General features: G+C 53.3%; 17 protein-coding genes. 6 read left to right on the top strand and 11 right to left on the bottom strand.

Annotated elements, in window-relative coordinates; translation table 11 throughout:
• Positions 1-22 precede the first annotated feature (22 nt).
• The 7 genes from eda to QMG27_RS06720 all read right to left on the bottom strand — a co-directional run bounded on the left by eda (position 23) and on the right by QMG27_RS06720 (position 7,291).
• Complete coding sequence (eda, locus tag QMG27_RS06750) at positions 23-664, bottom strand: bifunctional 4-hydroxy-2-oxoglutarate aldolase/2-dehydro-3-deoxy-phosphogluconate aldolase (RefSeq protein WP_281810304.1); 642 nt, start codon at positions 662-664, stop codon at positions 23-25.
• 10 nt (positions 665-674) lie between these two features.
• Positions 675-2,513, bottom strand: a complete 1,839-nt coding sequence (gene edd, locus QMG27_RS06745; protein WP_281810303.1) for a phosphogluconate dehydratase — start codon at positions 2,511-2,513, stop codon at positions 675-677.
• Positions 2,514-2,519: 6 nt separating this feature from the next.
• On the bottom strand, positions 2,520-3,263 hold the full coding sequence (gene pgl / locus QMG27_RS06740) for a 6-phosphogluconolactonase (RefSeq protein WP_281810302.1): 744 nt from the start codon (positions 3,261-3,263) through the stop codon (positions 2,520-2,522).
• Positions 3,263-4,729, bottom strand: a complete 1,467-nt coding sequence (zwf, locus tag QMG27_RS06735; RefSeq protein ID WP_281810301.1) for a glucose-6-phosphate dehydrogenase — start codon at positions 4,727-4,729, stop codon at positions 3,263-3,265. The genes pgl and zwf overlap by 1 nt, the downstream gene beginning before the upstream one ends.
• On the bottom strand, positions 4,726-5,574 hold the full coding sequence (locus QMG27_RS06730; RefSeq protein ID WP_281814547.1) for an SIS domain-containing protein: 849 nt from the start codon (positions 5,572-5,574) through the stop codon (positions 4,726-4,728). Before QMG27_RS06730 ends, zwf begins: the two co-directional genes overlap by 4 nt.
• Before the next feature lie 65 nt (positions 5,575-5,639).
• The gene (locus QMG27_RS06725) at positions 5,640-6,854 is read right to left on the bottom strand and encodes an ROK family transcriptional regulator (RefSeq protein ID WP_281810300.1); all 1,215 of its coding nucleotides are present in this window, start codon (positions 6,852-6,854) and stop codon (positions 5,640-5,642) included.
• Entirely contained in the window at positions 6,851-7,291 is a 441-nt protein-coding gene (locus tag QMG27_RS06720) for an RbsD/FucU domain-containing protein (protein WP_281810299.1), read from the bottom strand. The genes QMG27_RS06725 and QMG27_RS06720 overlap by 4 nt, the downstream gene beginning before the upstream one ends.
• A gap of 177 nt (positions 7,292-7,468) precedes the next feature.
• On the opposite strand from QMG27_RS06720, the gene QMG27_RS06715 reads away from it, so the two are divergent.
• The 4 genes from QMG27_RS06715 (at position 7,469) to QMG27_RS06700 (ending at position 11,241) form a co-directional block, all read left to right on the top strand.
• On the top strand, positions 7,469-8,467 hold the full coding sequence (locus QMG27_RS06715; RefSeq protein WP_281810298.1) for a sugar ABC transporter substrate-binding protein: 999 nt from the start codon (positions 7,469-7,471) through the stop codon (positions 8,465-8,467).
• A gap of 67 nt (positions 8,468-8,534) precedes the next feature.
• Positions 8,535-9,494, top strand: coding sequence for an ABC transporter permease (locus tag QMG27_RS06710; RefSeq protein WP_281810297.1), 960 nt, complete (start codon positions 8,535-8,537; stop codon positions 9,492-9,494).
• A gap of 2 nt (positions 9,495-9,496) precedes the next feature.
• The gene (locus tag QMG27_RS06705) at positions 9,497-10,291 is read left to right on the top strand and encodes an ATP-binding cassette domain-containing protein (protein WP_281810296.1); all 795 of its coding nucleotides are present in this window, start codon (positions 9,497-9,499) and stop codon (positions 10,289-10,291) included.
• Positions 10,288-11,241 carry a PfkB family carbohydrate kinase gene (locus QMG27_RS06700; RefSeq protein ID WP_281810295.1) on the top strand — a complete coding sequence of 318 codons (954 nt, stop codon included), beginning with the start codon at positions 10,288-10,290 and terminating at the stop codon, positions 11,239-11,241. Before QMG27_RS06705 ends, QMG27_RS06700 begins: the two co-directional genes overlap by 4 nt.
• Here QMG27_RS06700 and QMG27_RS06695 read toward each other — a convergent pair.
• The 4 genes from QMG27_RS06695 to QMG27_RS06680 form a co-directional block, all read right to left on the bottom strand.
• Positions 11,228-12,232, bottom strand: coding sequence for a PfkB family carbohydrate kinase (locus QMG27_RS06695; protein WP_281810294.1), 1,005 nt, complete (start codon positions 12,230-12,232; stop codon positions 11,228-11,230). The genes QMG27_RS06700 and QMG27_RS06695 overlap by 14 nt on opposite strands.
• Positions 12,225-13,529 carry an MFS transporter gene (locus QMG27_RS06690; protein WP_281810293.1) on the bottom strand — a complete coding sequence of 435 codons (1,305 nt, stop codon included), beginning with the start codon at positions 13,527-13,529 and terminating at the stop codon, positions 12,225-12,227. Before QMG27_RS06690 ends, QMG27_RS06695 begins: the two co-directional genes overlap by 8 nt.
• Entirely contained in the window at positions 13,526-15,451 is a 1,926-nt protein-coding gene (locus QMG27_RS06685; protein ID WP_281810292.1) for an alpha-amylase family glycosyl hydrolase, read from the bottom strand. Before QMG27_RS06685 ends, QMG27_RS06690 begins: the two co-directional genes overlap by 4 nt.
• A 97-nt stretch (positions 15,452-15,548) precedes the next feature.
• Complete coding sequence (locus QMG27_RS06680) at positions 15,549-17,795, bottom strand: TonB-dependent receptor (RefSeq protein WP_281810291.1); 2,247 nt, start codon at positions 17,793-17,795, stop codon at positions 15,549-15,551.
• A 387-nt stretch (positions 17,796-18,182) separates the two neighbouring features.
• On the opposite strand from QMG27_RS06680, the gene QMG27_RS06675 reads away from it, so the two are divergent.
• Both QMG27_RS06675 and QMG27_RS06670 read left to right on the top strand, forming a co-directional pair.
• Complete coding sequence (locus tag QMG27_RS06675; protein ID WP_281810290.1) at positions 18,183-18,767, top strand: energy transducer TonB; 585 nt, start codon at positions 18,183-18,185, stop codon at positions 18,765-18,767.
• Between the two features lie 52 nt (positions 18,768-18,819).
• Positions 18,820-19,665 (top strand): MotA/TolQ/ExbB proton channel family protein, encoded by an 846-nt coding sequence (locus QMG27_RS06670; protein ID WP_281810289.1) that lies wholly within the window; start codon positions 18,820-18,822, stop codon positions 19,663-19,665.
• Positions 19,666-19,675 lie beyond the last annotated feature (10 nt).

Genomic DNA, 19,675 nt, shown 5'->3' with positions numbered 1-19,675 from the left:
TTGATCGGGTGCTTGAATTAACTTAAACAGCAGCAGCGTCTGTGGCTTCACGTGCGAGACGTGTAATCTCTGCCCAATCGCCACGCTCGACCACATCCACCGGTGTGAGCCATGAGCCACCGACCATCGCCACATTGGGCTGCTTCAAGAATTCGCCCATGTTGGCGAGTGACACACCACCTGTGGGGCAAAAGCGCATATCGCCCAATGGGCCGCCCAAGGCTTTGAGCATGGCCAAGCCACCGGCTTGCGCAGCGGGGAACAGCTTGACTAAGCCAAAGCCGTAGTCGCGTGCAGCCATCACTTCGCCGGGCGTCATCACGCCAGGCATGAAAGGCAGCTTGCATTGGACAGCTGCTTGCACGAGTGCATCGGTCATGCCGGGGGAGAGGGCAAAGCTGGCACCTGCGGCTTGCACACGCGCCATTTCTTCGGCACGTGTGACGGTGCCTGCGCCCACATGCATGTGTGGCACATGCTTGGCAACTTGCTCGATGGCAGGCAAACCAGCGGCGTGGCGCAAGGTGATTTCCATCACATCAATACCGCCTTCGTACAAGGCGTTGGCCATGGGCACGGCTTGGTCGGGGTGGGTGATGACGATGACAGGCACCACGCGCGACTTGAACGCGGGGCGGGTGAAGGCAGGGTTGAGTTGTGTCATGTGTGGGTGCTCAGATGTGAGAGAACAAAGGCGACGCGCCTTCTTCGGCCAGCGCGGCATTGGCGCGGAACAAGGCAAAGATGTCACGGCCAGTGCCGTGTTGGTTGCCCGACAAATCAGGGGTGGGGGCGGTGCGTGCGGCAAGCTCTGCATCGCTCACCTCAAGCTGTAAAGTTTGTGTGTTGCAGTCGAGGGTGATGATGTCGCCGTCTTGCACCTTGCCAATCAAGCCACCGTTCACAGACTCTGGGCTGAGGTGAATCGCCGCAGGCACTTTGCCTGATGCACCCGACATGCGGCCATCGGTGACCAGGGCCACTTTGAAGCCTTTGTCTTGCAACACGCCTAACACGGGCGTGAGGCGATGTAGTTCGGGCATGCCGTTGGCTTGTGGGCCTTGGTTGCGCACCACGGCCACAAAGTCGCGTTCGAGCTTGCCCGCCTTGAACAGTTCGTTGAGTTGTTTTTGATCAGTTAACACGATTGCAGGTGCGCGCACTTGTCGGTGTTCGGGTTTAACGGCAGACACTTTGATCACCGCACGCCCCAAGTTGCCTTGCAACAAACGCAAGCCACCATCGGCGCTGAACGGTTGCGTCACGGGGCGCAACACAGCTTCGTCGGCTGACTGTGTGGGCACATCGCGCCAATCGAGTTGGCCGTTGTTGAGCCAAGGCTCGACGGTGTAGCGGTGCAGACCTTGGCCCATGATGGTGTGCACATCGTCGTGCAACAGGCCTGCGCTGAGCAACTGAGCCACCAAGTAGCCCATGCCGCCTGCGGCTTGGAAGTGGTTCACATCAGCGTTGCCGTTGGGGTACACGCGAGCGAGCAGTGGCACGCAAGCTGAGAGCTCGGCGAAGTCATCCCAATTGACGATCAGACCTGCGGCGCGTGCCATCGCCACAATGTGCAGGGTGTGGTTGGTGGAGCCGCCGGTAGCGAGCAAACCCACGATGCCATTGACAATTACTTTGGCGTTGATTTGGTAGCCCACGCCCGCTTCTTTGTCTTGTGACAAAGCCACGGCGCGTTTCACCGCTTCCACCGTCAGCGCTTCGCGCAAGGGCGTGCCGGGATTCACAAACGATGAGCCGGGCAAGTGCAGGCCCATGATTTCCATGAGCATTTGGTTGGAGTTGGCTGTGCCGTAAAACGTGCAGGTGCCTGCGCTGTGGTAGGCCGCTTGCTCGGCTTCGAGCAATACCTCACGACTGACCAAACCTTGTGCGTATTGCTGACGCACTTTGGCTTTTTCGTCGTTCGACAAGCCTGATGTCATAGGGCCAGCCGGCACAAACACCGCAGGCAAATGGCCAAACTGCAACGCACCGATGAACAGGCCAGGCACGATTTTGTCGCACACACCCAAGAAGAGCGCTGCATCAAACACGTTGTGCGACAAGCCCACGGCAGTGGCTAAAGCAATCACATCGCGCGAGAACAGCGACAGCTCCATGCCATCTTCGCCTTGCGTCACGCCATCGCACATGGCGGGTACGCCTCCAGCTACTTGGGCTGTGGCACCTGCGGCTCTTGCTGCTGCACGGATTTTTTCTGGATAGTGCTCATAAGGCTGATGCGCCGAGAGCATGTCGTTGTAGGCGGTGATGACACCCAGGTTGGGCTGACGCTCTTGGCGCAGCACCAGCTTGTCATTGGCGGGCATGGCCGCATACGCGTGTGCAGCATTGGCGCAACCCATGCCGCCGCGATATGGGCCTGGCTTTTTGGCTTTGGCCAAGACATCCAAATAGGCTTGGCGCGTTTTGGCGCTGCGTTGCTCAATGCGTGCGGTGACGGCGGCGAGTGTGGGGTGCAAAGGTGTGGTGTGTGCAGGTGTGGTCATGGTGGTTCAGTTCGCAAGCCAAAGCGCCACAGGCGTTTGGGTTTGTTGCAACACAAAAGAAATCGGTAGAGCAGGTGTGGCTTGCTTCCAAGCTTGCTGCAAGGTGTTGAGCTTGTCAGTGCCCGTGAGAGGCAGCGCGATGTGGCGTGCCGACAGAATTTGTGCCAAGGTTTGGGTGATGCGTGGGTAGGGCGCGTTAGCGGGGGGATGCGTCAATTCGATGGACACACAGGTTTGTGTGTTGCGCAGGTCCAATGCGTCGGCCAAATTAGGTGCTTCTGGAAACAGCGATGCGGTGTGGCCGTCGGCCCCCATTCCCAGCACCAACACATCGGCCACGCCAGCAGCGGATAAAGCCATGCTGGCTGCTTTGGCTTGTGCGGCAGGGCTACCCAAGGGCTCAGCTGCACTGGCCACCATGAATACCAATTGCGCTTTGGCTGCGAGGTCTTGCAACAAATGCGTTTGCACCAGCAATGCGTTGCTGTCGGGGTGAATGCGTGGCACGCAGCGCTCATCCACCAAGGTGACGCGCACACGCGACCAATCGATGTCGATCACACGCAGTGCTTCAAACAAAGCCACGGGCGATTTACCGCCTGACACACTGAGCACCGCAAAACCACGCGCTTGAATGGCGGAGGCTAAACGTTGTGCAATGTCTTGCGCCAAGCGCACATTCAACTCGGCAGCGCTGACCGTGTGTACCGTCAGCGTGCCGCGCGATTCTGGATGCCAAGGGTGGGTCATCAGGCTTCCTCAAACCATGACAGCTCTTCGCGTGCCATCAAAGCCGACGAAGCTGCAGGTCCCCAGCTGCCGGCTGAGTAAGCACGAGGTTTGTCATCCAACTCGGCCCAGCCGTTGATGATGGGCTCGACCCACATCCATGCCGCTTCCAATTCGTCGCGACGCATGAAGTGCGTCAAGCGGCCTTTGATGACGTCCATCAATAAACGTTCATACGCTTCGGCGCGACGTTTGTCGGAAGACTGTTGCAAGTCAAGCCCGAGCTTGACGGGGTGCAGTGACATGCCAGACCCTGGCTCTTTCACCATCATCTCCAGCTGAATGGACTCTTCTGGTTGCAGCGTGATGATGAGGCGGTTGGGCTCGTGCTGCGCGCTTGTCCCGAAGATAGAAAACGGTTGGTCTGCAAACTCGATGATGATTTGCGACTCGCGACGCTGCATGCGTTTGCCGGTGCGCAAGAAGAACGGCACATTGGCCCAGCGTGCGTTGTTGATCTGCGCGCGCAAGGCCACAAAGGTTTCGGTGCGGCTGTTGGCGGGCACGTTGTCTTCTTCCAAATAGCCTTTGACGGCGGCACCTTCAGAAGCGCCTGCGGTGTATTGACCGCGCACCGTGTCGCGTTTGATGTCCGCCAAATCCATCTTGCGCAATGAGCGCAAGACTTTGAGCTTTTCGTCGCGCACATCGTCAGCGCCCAAGGAAATCGGTGGCTCCATGGCCACGATGCACAAGAGCTGCAACAAGTGGTTTTGAATCATGTCGCGCATCGCACCAGCGCCGTCATAGAAGCCTGCACGGCTGCCCACGCCTACGCTTTCTGCCACCGTGATTTGTACGCTCTTGATGTAAGGCGCACGCCACAGGGGTTCAAAAATGGCATTGCCAAAACGCAAGACCATCAGGTTTTGCACGGTTTCTTTGCCGAGGTAGTGGTCGATGCGGTAGATCTGTTGCTCGTCAAAGTAGCGAGCGACATTGGTGTTGATTTCACGGGCAGAGGCAAGGTCAGTGCCCAGTGGTTTTTCGAGAACCACGCGCGACTGTGCATCGACCAAACCTGCGCCTGACAAATTCGCGCAAATTTGAGTGAACAAGCTAGGCGCTGTAGCCAAGTAGTACACGCGCAGTGCGGGGGCGTTGCACATGTCTTTGAGCTTGGCAAAGTCGCTGGCGTTGGTGACGTCCATGCTCACATAAGCCAAGCGGTTTAAAAAGCTTTGCCAATCTTCTTTGGTGAAAGCTTCTTTTTCGATGAAGGCGGGTGAGTTTTTATCGATGAAATCCAAATACTCTTGGCGTGTCCAGTCTTGACGGCCTACAGCAACGATGCGTGCGGACACATCGAGCTTGTCATGCAAATGCGCCATGTACAACGCAGGTAAGAGTTTGCGAAACGACAAGTCGCCAGCGCCGCCAAAAATCACAATGTCCAGCGTACCTGCTGGCGGGGTAGTGTGTGTCATGAGTAACGTTTGTTGAGAAGGTTTTGTTTCATGTTGCGCAGCATGGGTTGCAGTTGCGTGCTACCAATGCGCAGAGCCACTGCGGTGGCCAACACGTCGACGATCATCAGGTGCAGCAAGCGCGACACCATGGGGCTGAACTTTTCATAACTCTCGGGGTGATCAGCCGCAAGGTGAATCTTTCCAGCGTTTGCCAAAGGTGAGCCAGAGGCTGTGATCACCACGGTTGTGGCACCGTTCTTTTTGGCAATCTCACATGAGTCCAGCAAATCTCGCGTCCGGCCCGAGTTTGAGAACACCACCAAACAGTCGCCTGGCCCGAGCAGCGATGCGCTCATGATCTGTAGATGACCATCGCTGTGAGAAATGGTGTGAAAACCGAGTCGGAAAAATTTGTGTTGCGCGTCTTGCGCCACGATGCCTGAATTGCCCACGCCAAAAAACTCAAGGCGTTTGCCTTTTTTGTGGGTGAGGGCGATGGCTTCGGCCGCTTTGTCGATGGCGGCTGATGACGCGTCGTTGCGGTATTTCAAAAACGCGGTGACGGTGTTGTCAATGACTTTGACCAACACATCGTTGCTGCTGTCTTGTGCGCCCACATTGCGATGAATAAAAGGAACGCCTTCGCTCAGGCTACCCGCTAGCTTGAGTTTGAAATCACTCAAACCTTCGTAGCCCATGCTGCGGCAAAAGCGCACGACAGTGGGTTTGCTCACGCAAGCGCGGTCGGCCAGCTCGGTCACGGGCAGCGTCGAGAATGTGCGCGGATCAGTAAGAAGAAGCTTGCCCACACGCTGTTCGGCAGGGGCTAAAGACGACAGGGTCGATTTGATACGTTCCAACATGCGCATGAATGTAACTTAGTTTCACGTTTTTTGTCAACATAGTTACAAACATTTTTTCTAGCTCGTTACACGTGTTCGTCTTGCTTCAAAAAGATGTCTTTGTCGGGGAAGAATTGGGCATGCAATGGCAGCAGCGCCCCGCCCAAAGCACGTGCGTGGCTACCCACTTGGCCGGCCAAGATGCGGGGCTGTTGGATGCCATCAAAATTGAATTGTGCCAAGCTGGCCTCGGTTTGTTGAATGAGGGCTTGCAAGAGCTTGAGGTTGAGGGAGCCATCCATGATGACGGCATCTAAATCGAGTAGTGCAGCAGCGCTGGTGGCACTCATGGCCAAAGCTGTGGCTGCTTGCGACAACCATGGCTGTGTGTAGGCTTTGAACTCTGGATTCATGATGGTGTCATGTTGTACCAGCAATGGTTCATGGCCCGCTGCCATCAAGGCTTGTTCTAGCTGCCAACCTGACGCGAGTTGGAGTAGTTGTGCTGGTGTGTTGGTGTTTGCGCGAGTCCCTGAGGTGGGTCTACCAATGGGCATTGAGCCAATGGCACCTGCATTGCCATGCGGGCCGTTGACGATGTGGCCATCCATGACCAAACCACCCCCTACAAATGTGCCCACATAAACATACAAAAAGTTAGGTACATCGCGCCCCAAACCTTGCACCAATTCAGCCACGCAAGCAGCGGTGGTGTCTTTGGCAAATTCAACGGGCAAGGCAGACATGGCTTGCACCTCTTGCACCAAATCGATGTGCTCCCAATCCACCATGGCTTTTTGGGCTTTTTTACCCATCAAGTCGCCCCATTCGTGCATCGCGAGTGGCGCGCTAAGGCCAATCCCCACCGTGCGCTTCCATGCTTCAGCGCCCAGGCGTTTTTGCATGAGCTTCAAACCTTCTTTGATTTTCGGCAGTACTTCATTGGGGGAAGGATAGGGATAGGTGTGTTGCCACTGGTGGCGCATTTGGCCCAAGAAATCTGTTACCACTACCTCAAGACTGCGACGGCCCACTTGTAAGCCAATGCTGTAAGCGCCATCTGGGTTGATGGCTAATGGCACTGAGGGCTGGCCAATCTTTCCGCGAATGCGGTCTTGTTTGATGAGTAAACCGTCGTCTAGCAAACGGTTGACGATGATGGAGACGGTTTGTGAGGACAGTTGTGTGAGACGTGCTAAGTCTGCTTTGGGTATCGCGCCCTCATGACGGATGGCGCGCAATACGGTGCGCTCATTGAATTGGCGCATGCCGGTGTGGTTGGACCCACGCATTGTTTTCATAAAAGAATCACACCTTTGCAGAACATGGCATTGCCGTAGGCTGTGCCTTCGCCTGTTTGAACGATCAAACTGGCGTCTTTGATTTTCTCGTAGAACGCATAGCGCTCTAAAGCCTCGACTTGATTCGACGCAACCCCGGCTTTGTTGACCAAATCAATCACCGCTTGTTGTGCTGGCGTGCGATGCAGTGCGTCGCTTTGACACACGTGCATGATGGTTGCTGGTTGTGCCACATCGGTAGCGAGCGGAAACACCGACAACACGGCCTTGCTCACGCGCTCAAGGCTAAGGCCGGGTAGGCGAACTACAGGTTTGCCGTGTGACAAATAGTCTGCAGTGAAGTTGGCATCCACAACGCCAACCCATTCGCCGTGGCCCATGGCACATAGGTGCATCAGTAATTGGGGGGTGAGGATGGGGTCTATTCCTTTGAGCACTCTGCGTCCTTGATTTATGAATACTGTCAAGCCTTGGAGGATGCCAAATTTTTGTCAACTTGAGGTTCAGGGTATGTACTAATTAAACTAACTTGATTTAATAAGTGGAGTTATCTTACATTTCATTCACGGCGTAAAAGTGCGTCGGCAAAGATTACCAACAACGTGGAGACCTTGATGAAATTGAACACACCTAAATTGATGTTGACAGCTCTGGCATTGGCTGCCAGCAGCGCTTATGCCGCAGAGCCTGTGATTGGCTTGATCACTAAAACTGAAACAAATCCTTTCTTTGTGAAGATGAAAGAGGGCGCGCAAGCCGAAGCGACCAAGCTTGGCGCAAAGCTGATGTCAGCCGCTGGTAAAACAGACGGCGACAACGCTGGTCAAGTGACAGCGATGGAGAACATGATTGCTGCAGGTGCCAAAACTATTTTGATCACCCCCAGCGACTCCAAAGCCATCGTGCCTGCCATCAAGAAAGCACAAGCACAAGGTGTGATGGTCATCGCTTTAGACAGCCCCACTGAGCCAGCCAATGCAACTGACGCATTGTTTGCGACTGATAACTACAAAGCGGGTGTTTTCATTGGTCAATATGCCAAAGCCGCTTTGAATGGCAAGAAGCCCGTCATCGCCACCCTCGATTTGTTCCCAGGGCACCCTGTAGGCGCACAACGCCACAACGGTTTCTTGCAAGGCTATGGTTTGACATCGTTGGATGCCAAGAGCAATGAATTGGCCAAGCCCGCTGAAGTAGTGTGTATGGCCGACAGCTATGGCGACCGAGCCAAGGGCCAAACCGGCATGGAAAACTGCTTGCAAAAGAACCCCAACATCAATGTGGTCTACACCATCAATGAGCCCGCAGCTGCAGGTGCGTACAACGCACTCAAGGCCGCAGGCAAAGAGAAGGACGTGTTGATCGTGTCGGTGGACGGTGGCTGCGCTGGCATCAAAGACGTGGGCGCTGGCGTGATTGCCGCCACCTCACAGCAGTACCCACTACGCATGGCAGCCATGGGTGTGGCAGCGGGTGTGGAATACGCCAAGACAGGTAAGAAGGTCAGCGGCTACACCGACACTGGGGTGACACTGATTGCTGCGAAGCCCATGAAGGGCGTGGACAGCAAAGACGTGAAAACTGGCACAGATTTGTGCTGGGGTAACAAGTAAAGCGTCGCGTACCTATGAACGAGGGGGCCTTTCGGCCCCCTCTGATTTGAAAGAATAAAGTCACCGTATGAATACCTTCAAAGACAAGCTTCCGCCCTTGGGCACGCTTGGCCCACTGATCGCACTGCTGCTGGCTTGCGTGTTTTTTGCCAGCCAAAGCGACCGGTTTTTGAGCGCTCAAAATTTTTCGCTCATCCTGGCGCAAGTCATGGTGGTGGGTGTGATTGCGATTGGTCAAACCCTCATCATCTTGACAGCAGGCATTGACTTGTCGTGTGGCATGGTGATGGCTCTAGGTGGCATTGTGATGACCAAATTTGCTGTGGACTATGGGTTGTCAGCGCCAGCGGCCATGGCTTGCGGGTTGGCTGTCACGACTTTGTTTGGCTATGTCAACGGTTGGTTGGTCACACGCATCAAACTGCCTCCCTTTATTGTGACTTTAGGCACTTTGAATATTGCATTTGCGATCACACAGTTGTATTCGGGATCGCAAACTGTGACGGATATCCCCGCTGGCATGAACTGGTTGGGGAGCACTTTCACACTCGGCAATGCCACCGTCAGTTATGGCGTGGTGATGATGCTGGCGTTGTATTTTTTTGCTTGGTTTGCGTTGCGCGAAACTGCCGCAGGCCGACACGTCTACGCCGTGGGTAACAACCCTGAGGCCACACGTTTGACAGGCATCCCCACAGAAAAAGTGTTGTTGTGGGTGTATGTGTTAGCAGGGCTTTGCTATGGCGTTGCTGCTATGTTGGGCGTGGCACGCACGGGCGCGGGCGACCCCAACGCTGGACAAACCGAAAACTTAGACGCCATCACCGCGGTGGTATTGGGTGGCACCAGTTTGTTTGGCGGCCGTGGCGTGGTGTTGGGCACCTTGGTAGGCGCGTTGATTGTGGGCGTGTTTCGCAACGGCCTCACGCTCATGGGGGTGTCGTCGGTGTATCAAATTTTGGTGACAGGTATTTTGGTGATCTTGGCCGTGGCCACAGATCAACTCTCACGCAAGGGAGCGCGCTGATCATGAGCGACACACAACACAACATCGTCATGTCGGCCAAAGGCCTCGTGAAACGCTACGGCCAAGTGACCGCGTTGGACGGCGCAGACTTTGAGCTGCGCGCTGGCGAAATTTTGGCGGTCATTGGCGACAACGGTGCAGGTAAATCGTCGCTCATCAAATGTTTGTCGGGTGCCACGGTGCCAGACGAAGGCGTCATATCACTGGATGGCAAACCCATCCATTTCAAATCGCCTATCGATGCACGACGCGCTGGCATTGAAACGGTGTACCAAGATTTGGCAGTCGCACCTGCGATGAGCATTGCAGAGAATTTGTTTCTAGGCCGCGAAATTCGCCGTCCTGGCTTTGCAGGCAACGTGCTGCGCATGCTGGATAAAAAACGCATGCTGCAAGAGAGCATTGAGCGTATGAGTGACTTGAAGGTTGGCATTCGTTCCATGACGCAAGCGGTAGAAACTTTGTCAGGCGGTCAACGCCAATGCGTGGCCGTGTCACGCGCTGCAGCGTTTGCACAGCATGTGGTCATCATGGATGAACCCACGGCAGCGCTTGGCGTGAAAGAGGGAAACATGGTGCTGGAGCTGATTCGCCGCGTGCGAGATAAAGGCCTGCCCGTGGTGCTGATTTCTCACAACATGCCCCATGTGTTTGAAATTGCAGACCGCATTCATGTAGCCCGATTAGGCAAACGCGCTGCAGTGTTGAACCCAAAAAAAATTAGCATGAGTGACACTGTGGCCGTGATGACGGGTGCGATGAAGCCAGAGGACATTCCAGCGGAGTGTTTGGCTTGAGCGGTACATCACACACGCCAGTTTGGGTGTTAGGCGAAGCCTTGATGGACTGCATCGCGCAGCCTGATGGTTCGTTGGTGCCTCACCTTGGCGGCAGTCCATACAACTTGGCATTGGCGGCAGCCCTGCAGGGCGCCTCTGTTGGTTTTGTTGCTCCCTTTTCGACTGACACATTTGGCCAAGCATTGATAGACCATTTACAGGCCAACCATGCACGCAGCTTGCTGCCTCGCTCTGTCTTACCCACATCCCTGGCTGTGGTGCAAGTGACAAATGGGCAGCCCAGCTATGGGTTTTACCGTGATGGTGTGGCCGACCGCGACTACCAAGTCGCTGATGTAGTGGCTTTGTTAGAAGCATCGCCGCTAGGTGTGTTGCACACGGGTTCGCTCATGGCCATGCCGCCCGAGCAGCACAAGGTTTTGCAGATCGTTACTGCGGCCAAGCGTTTGGGATGGACCATCAGCGTAGACGTGAACTTGCGTCCGCGTGTTTCCCGTGATGTGCCTGCGTATTTGCAAGCCGTCCGAGAGGTGGCAGCACTTGCAGATTGGCTCAAAGCCAGTGATGAAGATTTAGAACTGTTGGGCTTTGCAGATGTGTCGTTAGCCAATGCTTCAAGTTTGGCAGCGCATTGGATGGCACAAGGTTGCTCGCGTGTGGCGTTGACCTTTGGTGCGCAAGGCGCTTATTTGCAAGTGGGGGATGCGCATGCACAAGGCGCAGCTCCCGTGGTGGATGTGAAAGACACCGTGGGTGCAGGCGATACGTTTTGGGGCAGCTGCTTGGCAGACTGGGTTGGGCATGACACCTTGAACAACAACAGCCTTGCGATTCAACGTGTGCCTCAAACCTTGCAACGCGCCTTGGTGGCTGCTGCCATCAACTGCAGCAGAGTTGGTTGCTCACCGCCTGATGGTGCAGCGGTGGACGCTTTTATGGCGTCTTGATCAGCGGATGAGCGGTAGCCCACTCAGCAGCTTGTTGCCATGTCGGTGGCACGCAACCACGTGCTTGCACACACAAGCTTGCACTTGAAATCGCATGGCGCAGACATGCGTACGCTTGCTCATCGTTGATTGAGTTGAGTAGATCGTTCAAAGGTAAATCAGGGGTGTTCAGGTTTCCTAGCGCCGCTAGTAATCCAGCTAAAAAGCTGTCGCCTGCACCCACGGTATCAACGATGTTGAGCATTGCACTTTCTTTTCCAAAGTATGTATGCCCCGTGTGACTCAACAACCATGCCCCATCAGCCCCCAAGGTCAATGCCATCAGTTTGACGTGGGTGTTTTTGAGTAAATGTTGTGCCTTTTCTAAAGGTGATTTACCAAGGACCGCGAGTGCTACCAAATCTTCATCGCTCACTTTGATGATGTCGGCGACCTTCAGATATTGATAAACACAATCTCGATAGGTTTGCAGGTCAGGCATGACGGATGGTCGCAAATTGGCATCTACTACGATGCATTTACCGGTTTGCTTTTGAGTCATGAGCCATGGCAAATAGACAGACTGATCGCGTGCATCTAATGCCAATGCGCCTGTGCAAATCAGATCAAGTGTCTGTGTATGCGATGAACAATCAGCGTTCATTTGTGCTGTGCTGACATGGCGGTCAGCAACACCGTCACGATAAAACGCGTAACTGGGGTGCCCGTTGGTGTTGAGATGAACAACAGCGAGTGATGTGACAGCTTGAATGGGCTTAGGTTGTGACAGGATCACGCCATCGTCCACCATCTGTTGCATCAGTGCTTGTCCAAGCTTGTCGGACGAGAATGGATTGAGGTACAGCGTACCCATACCTTGTCGTGCCAAGGCTCGGGCTAAGTTGTAAACCGCGCCACCCAAGCATGGATTAAAGCGACCATCAGCTTCTGAGATGAGATCGAGCAGCGCTTCACCCGCAATGGCGACGCGAATAGGCGAAGCATTAGTCATTGGTTTTGACACGAAGAGTGAGTGCTGCCGCGATACACAAGAAACAGCCTGCTAACTGAATGACGTGACGTGGGTCGCTGCCCAATAAACTGTCGTAATACAAAGGCAGCGTGAGCATCTGCACGATCATGGGCAACACGATGAACATGTTGAAGATGCCCATGTACACGCCTGCACGCTCTGGTGGAATGCTGCGAGCCAACATGATGTAGGGGTTGCCCATGATGCTGGCCCAGGCCAAGCCAATGCCCACCATCGGAATAAACAACAAGGCTTTGTCTTGCAACGTAGGCAAGAACCACATGCCAACACCTGCTAATGTCAAACAGACGGTATGAACAATCTTTGGGCCGAAGCGTTTGGTCAGCGGAATCAACGAGAACGCAGCGATGAATGCCACAAAGTTGTAGAAGCCACCAATTTGCCCGTTGAGCAAACCCGCATCACGAAAGCCTTGTGATGATGCATCCGATGTGTCAAACACTGCACGCGCCAATGAGGGCACGATGTAAATCCAGTAGCACATCATGCCGTACCACTGAAACAACTTCATCCACCAGAGTTGGCGCATGGCTTGCGGCATCTCGCGCACAGCTTCCACAATTTCAGCCAACGTGGCTCTGATGCCCGTAGGTTTGGCCAAGATGGCCTCACGCTCTTGGTTTGTTAACGGTAGCTCTGGCGTCGAATGCACAGACCACCACACGGTCGTGAACGACAACACCGAGCCAATCAAAAATGCGATCACCGTGATGTGCGGAATATTGCTGTCATTCACCGCGTCTTTGTTCAGACCAAACCAAAACAGCAGTGATGGTGTGAGGTAAGCCAGCGTTTGCGCCAAGCCTGTGAACGCACTTTGCGTCAAGAACCCCAATGAGTGCTGGTTGGTGTTGAGACGGTCGCTCACATAAGCACGGTAGGGCTCCATGGTCACGTTGTTGGCGGCATCCAAAATCCACAACAAACTCGCAGCAAACCACAAGGTGGGGCTGTAAGGCATGAATAGCAAACAGATGCTGCACAAAATCGCGCCCACCATGAAGTAGGGCGTGCGACGGCCCCACTTGCTGATGGTGCGATCACTCATCGCACCAATGATGGGTTGCACCAACAGTCCAGTCATCGGACCAGCTAACCAGAGCAAAGGCAAGCTAGCTTCATCAGCACCCAAGTATTTATAAATGGGGCTCATATTGGCTTGTTGCAGACCAAAGCTGTATTGGATTCCGAAGAATCCAAAGTTCATGCTGAGGATTTGCCAAAACGACAGATGCGGTTTGAGGTGTGTGCTCATTTTTTTAGCCAAACGGCTGAGTAGGGGGCGAGCTGCAAACCTTGCAGATCGAGGGCCTTGCCTGAAATTAAATCAGTGCCATGCGTCATGCAATTTTGCGTGATCGCTGGTGCGGGCGACAAGGTTTGTGTTTGGCCTGAGAAATTGAACAAGCCCAAAGCATGGTGGCCGCGTTTCAACCCCAAGACAGCACTTGTGCCGGTGTTCCAAGTGCTCAAAGGGTGTGAGGCGTTCAAGCTGCTGTGCTGTTTTTTGGCTTGAATAAACGCACGCAACGCTGCGTATATTTGGCCTTGCACCGTTGATACATCATGCCGATTGGCAAAACCCTGTTCATCAAACATGGGGCGATGCAACTCACGGCCATCGGGGCCTTGACGTTGTGCAATTTCATCTGCGGAAGTGTTGCCTTGGCCCCATTCATCGCCCATGTAAATCAACGGCAAACCGCCAACAAACAGCGACAAGGCTTGCATCATCACCAAGCGTGATTTGGCAGCTTCTTGTTCTGCAGATGTTTGTGCGGATGTCAGGCCTACCAAAGCAGCGGCCATGCCATTGGTGCCGTGCACCACTGTGGGGTCGCTCGCTTGGAAGGCTGCACCTTGCGCGTAGCTGCCAGCCACTTCGCCTGCAAAGAATTGCGACGCGTGCAACAGGCGTGCACGTTGCTCGGCGCCGCGTGCATCCATCTCGGGGCGCAACACATTCCAGCCAATGTCGTCATGGCAGCGCACGTAGGTCATCCAAGCGCAACCATCAGGCAGAGCAGGGGTGTGAGACAGAACGTCTTGAATGATTTGTGTGTTCTCTTCAGCCAATGCCACCCAGCTTGCAGACATGAGGCTGGAGTGGTAGGCCACATGGCACTCTGGACCTTGGGTTTTACCAAGGCCAAAGTAGGGCGGTAAATCTTGCGTGGGCATGATGGCCTCGGCCTTGAGCAACACGCCGGGTGCGGCAATGTTGGTCAGGCTGCGCATGGCTTGCAAAATCCAATGCACTTCGGGCTGGTTCATGCAATTGGTGCCAGGGCGCTTCCACAAGAAACCTGTGGAATCCAAACGGAAAGCCTCCACACCCAAGTTGGCCAAACGCAAGAGCGATTGCACCATTTCTGCGAACACGTCGGGCTGGGTGTAGTTCAAATCCCATTGATAGGGGTAGAACGTGGTCCATGCCCAAGCCTTCACTTCAGGAATGAAGGTGAAGTTGCCAGGGGCTGTGTTGGGGAAAATTTGAATCAGATTTTTTTCATGCGCAGCCACTTCCTCGGGTGTCTGTGCCCAATGGAAATAAGACTGGTAGTGCGCATCACCTGCACGTGCTTTCAACGCCCATTCGTGTTCGTGTGACACGTGGTTCAGCACAAAGTCACTGCACAGGCTGATGCCGGCAGCACGCAGCTCTTTGGTGAGTGTTTGTAAATCTTGGTTGGTGCCCAGCGCTGGGTCAACTTCGTCATAGCTTGCTACAGCAAATCCACCATCATTCGGTGGTGTGCCGGGCTTTAAGAAAGGTAACAAGTGCAAGTAGGTCACGCCCAACTCTTGCAGATGCGCAATGCGCTGACGCACGCCAGACAAGTTACCGGCAAACTTGTCGGTGTAGGCGCAGTAGCCCAACGAGCCATTCAAATGCCAGTTGGGCTGTTTGGCGCGCTGTATGTCTAAGGCCCACAAATCGTCGGGGCGCGACAGCGCGAGCTGGACCGACTGAGCCACAACTTGGTTCAGCCAATCGGAAAAGTTTTCATTGCAGCCATACAGACGTGCGAGCCTGTCCTGCAGTACTGGAAATTCGGTATTCAAGCGTTCGCGCAACACAGCAGCGCGCGCGGTAGGGGCTTCGTCAAGCAGCTCATGGATGAGAGCTGGAAGGGCTTGCCCAAGTTTTTCTTGGTGCTCTTCGATAAGTTTCATGAATGACTCAATAAATGACTCTCACGCGGAGTACGCGTGAGGAAATTTCTAACAGAAGAAATCACAAGAGCCTTGTGAGCTCTTGTGATTAGCTTGTTTAGAAGTTGTAGCGTAAAGACGCGAGAGCCGTACGGCCGTTAATTGAACGTGCACCAGAGCGGCTACCCTCTGCTTCGGTGTAACCAATCACGTTAGTCAAGTTGTTGATGCCAAGTGACACAACGGTTGACTTGCTCAGATCATGAGTTACAAATGCATTGACGTACTGGTAGGCTGGTAATTCAACCTGACCAGTTTGTGATGCCCCTTGACGTTCTTTAGCAGCTGTTGTGCCTATCAATGACAAACCAGCAGTGGTTTGTCCGAATCGATAGCTTGGAGACAACGAATAGATCACCTTTGCTTGTCGGTTTGGAGCTTTGCCAACATAAGTGGAGTCATTGCTACCTACAACCTTCGCATCTGTGTAAGTCATGCCAGCGTTCAAGCGAAAACCACCTGATTTGTAGCCCATTTCTAGCTCAACACCGTTTGCTTCGTATTTGTTTTGTGAAGAAACCCCTGACAAAACATCAAAGTTGCTTTCTTGGGTCTTGGCCTGGAAGGCTGTAATAAATGTGCTCAAGTTGCCTTGACGTAACTTCACACCAGTCTCGTATTGCTGTACCTTGTTGGGATCGATTTTTCCAGTCATGCAATTCTTGCCGCAGCTTGCGTCGTAACTTAAAACTCGGTCGCCGGGCAAGGAGCCACCCTCACTGATACGAGCAAAAACAGCTGTGTTTTTATCAATGCTGTAGTTGGTGCCGAATGAATATGAATTCAGGTTGGACTTGAAATCAATGTTTCCAACAGGAGTGGCCTTTGCTTGCCATTCGCCTGTTGACTTCATGCGATCGTTTCGAACGCTTGCATCAAAAATCCATTTGTCCTTCTCCCAACTCGCTGCTGCATAGGGTGCAAAGACTTGGAATGTTTGATTAACGGTGCGTTGGTAATCTTCACCCGCTCGGTAAGCGCCGTATGATGTATTTGAATTTACTGGCAATGTGGATGTGAATCTACCAATCTCCCAGTCAGCGTTGTAACGCTGAGTACCCATGAATACACCAGCTGTGGTTGTTAGCTTTGCTCCATCTGCTAACGCATGAGCTTTTGTTGCTTTGAAGTCATTAACTGCAATGCCTGCGTCCTTGACTTGTGTGTCTAGCAGCAATGCAGTGTATTGGTTAGATGTAGGGCTTGCAATTCTGAAATTGGACCCATTGGCAACTGTGCCGGCTTGATAAGAGTCTGGCAAGATTCCGTCGAATTTCACAGAGTTTTGTGAAACGCGAATTTTGTCGTTGATGATCCAGCCATTCCCTAAATTCAAATTGACTTCGGCACCAACTGCAGTTGACTTTGTTCTCAAACCATCATTCATGCTGGCTCCTAAGCGGCCATTTAAGCCTGCAGGGCCAATTGATGGAAGTTTTGATGAGTAGGGTGAGAATGTACGAGGATCAACGCCTGGTAGTTCTACGATTTTTCCGTTGACGTAAGACACCGGTGCAGCCATGTTTAATGGCTGTTTGTCGTCCAGGAATTTTGCATACAGTTTGACGCTATTTCCGCCACCGAGGTCTTTGCTCAGTGCAGCACGGAATTGACCACCCTGTTCCATTTTGACGCCGTCAGTCTTACGCGGACCTTCTCCATCGCGAATAAAACCGCTGATTTGGAATGTAGATGTATCTGATGTACGTTTGCCATAGCCATAGTCGTAGCGTTTTTGATCTGCGCCACCTACATTGGTCGTTACACCTACATTGCCTCCATCTAGCTCACCAACTTTACTGATGAAGTTGATTACACCACCTGCAGCGTTAGTGGCCATTGTTGACGCAGAGCCCCCACGGACAACTTCCAATCCGTCTGTGCCTGAATCGGCGCGAATAAACATGTCAGGTGTTACGAAGTTGAAGTCACCATATAGCAAAACTGGCAGACCATCTTCTTGGAATTGGACATAGCGAGAACCACCAGCTGAGATTGGTACGCCGCGAACTGTGACGTTTGCATTGCCGCCCCCGCCGCTAGATTCAGAACGAACACCGGGAATGTTGCGAAGCAGTTCGGCTGAGCTTGACGCGACTGAGTTTGCAATTTGTTCGGAGTCAATAGAGCTGACAGACAAGCTTTGCTTCATCTTTGAGCGACCTTCTGGCGATGCAGTGATCACCATCTCGTCGAGCTTCAAAGCATCGTTCGATTGCGCATATGCAGCGCCAATTTGCAGTGCGGCTAAAGAGGCTGCAACTGCAATCGTTTTAGGACTGATTTTTGTGTGGTTTGTTTTCACAAACGTCTCCTGTAAAAGTTAAGAAAACCTCTAATTCGCAGCAAATTAGCCATGAATTTAGGTGTGACTCTTTGTCGTGCCTTGGATGCATTGCAATGAGTGATTTGAATTTTGTTTTGAAATGCAAACGATTGCAATTAAATTTTTATGAGTTGGGCTTATTAATCTAAAAGTTTGATCTAAAAACGTTTCATAAGTTATTGATTTTTCTTGATAATAGCAAGAAAACTGGGACTTTCCCTAGTGTTATCAGGGTGCAACAAAATATTTTTCCAGCCGAGGGTTTGCCCCAATGCGCGCCAAATTTTCTTGAAATTAGAATTGCAATCGTTTGCAAAGGGTCTTGATGCTCTCTTGCTGCAATCGATAACCAGGAGCCACACACACATGAAAGACTACGCCAGTCAACAACGCAATCCGGGCAAGCATGTTGTCGGATTGGGTCTGGTGGTTTTGTTGCACATCATCTTGTTTTGGGCGATCAGTTCTGGCTTGGCCAAGAAGTTCGTCAAAGTGATCAAGGGGCCTGTTGAGGCTCAGCTGATTGAAGATGCCAAGCCCGACATTCCACCGCCACCTCCACCGCCTCCTCAAAAGAGTGCGCCGCCACCAGAATATGTGCCACCTGTGGACATCGCGGTCAACGCCACAGCAGGTGCCAATGCCATTGCCTCTGTGTCTGCTGCGCCTGTGCGTACAGCGCCGGTAATTAATGCAGCAGCAAGTTGCCCCAAGCCTGAATACCCAAGCGCATCTCGACGCAATGAAGAAGAGGGCACGGTTCAGTTGCGCTTCTTGATTGGCGCAGAAGGCCAGGTGATTGAGTCGCAGGTTGAGAAGAGCTCTGGCTTTACACGTTTGGACGAGGCGGCCCGCATTGCCTTGTCGCGTTGTCAGTTCAAGCCTGGCACGCTCAACGGTAAGGCTGAACAAAGCTGGGCCAGCATGAAATACACATGGCGCTTGGAATAAGCGACACGTCATTCACAAACACATTCAAAAAATTTCTTAGGAGTCATTCATCATGATGAAACAAATCAAAACTCTCGCGCTGAGCGCTGGCCTGGTTGCAGGTTTGCTGTTTGGCATGGTCGGTCACGCACAAGCTGCCAAAGACAAAGCCCCAGCTGCTGCGCCTGCTGCCGCAGAAGTGGCCGCACCAGCACCTGTGGCTGCACCTGCTCCCGCTCCAGCACCTGCTGCACATGCCGGCGAAGAAAACCCCTACGGTTTGGGCGCTTTGTGGGCGCAAGGTGACGTGGTGGCCAAAGGCACCTTGCTGATCTTGGTGATCATGAGCATGGGTAGCTGGTATGTGATCTTCACCAAGTACTTTGAGCAAGCCAAGATTGGTCGCTTTGCCAAAGAAGCGCAAGACAGCTTCTGGTCTGCAGGCAATGTGCGTCAAGGTGCAGACACCTTGGCCGAAGACAGCCCCTTCCGCTTCATCGCTGAAAAAGGCTTGGAAGGCGCAAGCAAGCACACCGGTTTGTTGGGTGCGATTAACTTCAACGACTGGGTGACCATGAGCATCCAACGCGCCATAAACAACGTGCAAAGCCGCATGCAAGATGGTTTGGCTTTGTTGGCGACCGTGGGTTCTACAGCACCTTTCGTGGGTTTGTTCGGTACGGTTTGGGGTATCTACAACGCCTTGGTCAAGATCGGTATGTCTGGCCAAGCCAGTATCGACAAAGTGGCTGGCCCTGTGGGTGAATCGCTCATCATGACGGCCATTGGTTTGGCTGTGGCTGTGCCTGCAGTGCTCGGCTACAACTGGTTGGTGCGTCGTAACAAGTCGGCCATGGAAGATGTGAACGCTTTCGGTTCTGACTTGCACTCTGTGCTGCTCGGCACCAACGGTAAGTAATTACAGGAGT

This window comes from Limnohabitans sp. MORI2, from assembly GCF_027925025.1.
In the GTDB taxonomy this organism is placed as follows: domain Bacteria; phylum Pseudomonadota; class Gammaproteobacteria; order Burkholderiales; family Burkholderiaceae_C; genus Limnohabitans.
Note: the sequence above shows the minus strand (reverse complement) of the source record. Positions and strands in the feature narration are given on the sequence as shown.

Coding starts and splice junctions, on each gene's coding strand:
- QMG27_RS06730 (WP_281814547.1), bottom strand. CDS start 5,574: ATGTTGGAACGTATCAAATCGACCCTGTCGTCTTTAGCCCCTGCCGAA.
- QMG27_RS06705 (WP_281810296.1), top strand. CDS start 9,497: ATGAGCGACACACAACACAACATCGTCATGTCGGCCAAAGGCCTCGTG.
- QMG27_RS06670 (WP_281810289.1), top strand. CDS start 18,820: ATGATGAAACAAATCAAAACTCTCGCGCTGAGCGCTGGCCTGGTTGCA.
- QMG27_RS06715 (WP_281810298.1), top strand. CDS start 7,469: ATGAAATTGAACACACCTAAATTGATGTTGACAGCTCTGGCATTGGCT.
- zwf (WP_281810301.1), bottom strand. CDS start 4,729: ATGACACACACTACCCCGCCAGCAGGTACGCTGGACATTGTGATTTTT.
- pgl (WP_281810302.1), bottom strand. CDS start 3,263: ATGACCCACCCTTGGCATCCAGAATCGCGCGGCACGCTGACGGTACAC.
- eda (WP_281810304.1), bottom strand. CDS start 664: ATGACACAACTCAACCCTGCCTTCACCCGCCCCGCGTTCAAGTCGCGC.
- QMG27_RS06725 (WP_281810300.1), bottom strand. CDS start 6,854: ATGAAAACAATGCGTGGGTCCAACCACACCGGCATGCGCCAATTCAAT.
- edd (WP_281810303.1), bottom strand. CDS start 2,513: ATGACCACACCTGCACACACCACACCTTTGCACCCCACACTCGCCGCC.
- QMG27_RS06695 (WP_281810294.1), bottom strand. CDS start 12,232: ATGACTAATGCTTCGCCTATTCGCGTCGCCATTGCGGGTGAAGCGCTG.
- QMG27_RS06710 (WP_281810297.1), top strand. CDS start 8,535: ATGAATACCTTCAAAGACAAGCTTCCGCCCTTGGGCACGCTTGGCCCA.
- QMG27_RS06690 (WP_281810293.1), bottom strand. CDS start 13,529: ATGAGCACACACCTCAAACCGCATCTGTCGTTTTGGCAAATCCTCAGC.
- QMG27_RS06685 (WP_281810292.1), bottom strand. CDS start 15,451: ATGAAACTTATCGAAGAGCACCAAGAAAAACTTGGGCAAGCCCTTCCA.
- QMG27_RS06675 (WP_281810290.1), top strand. CDS start 18,183: ATGAAAGACTACGCCAGTCAACAACGCAATCCGGGCAAGCATGTTGTC.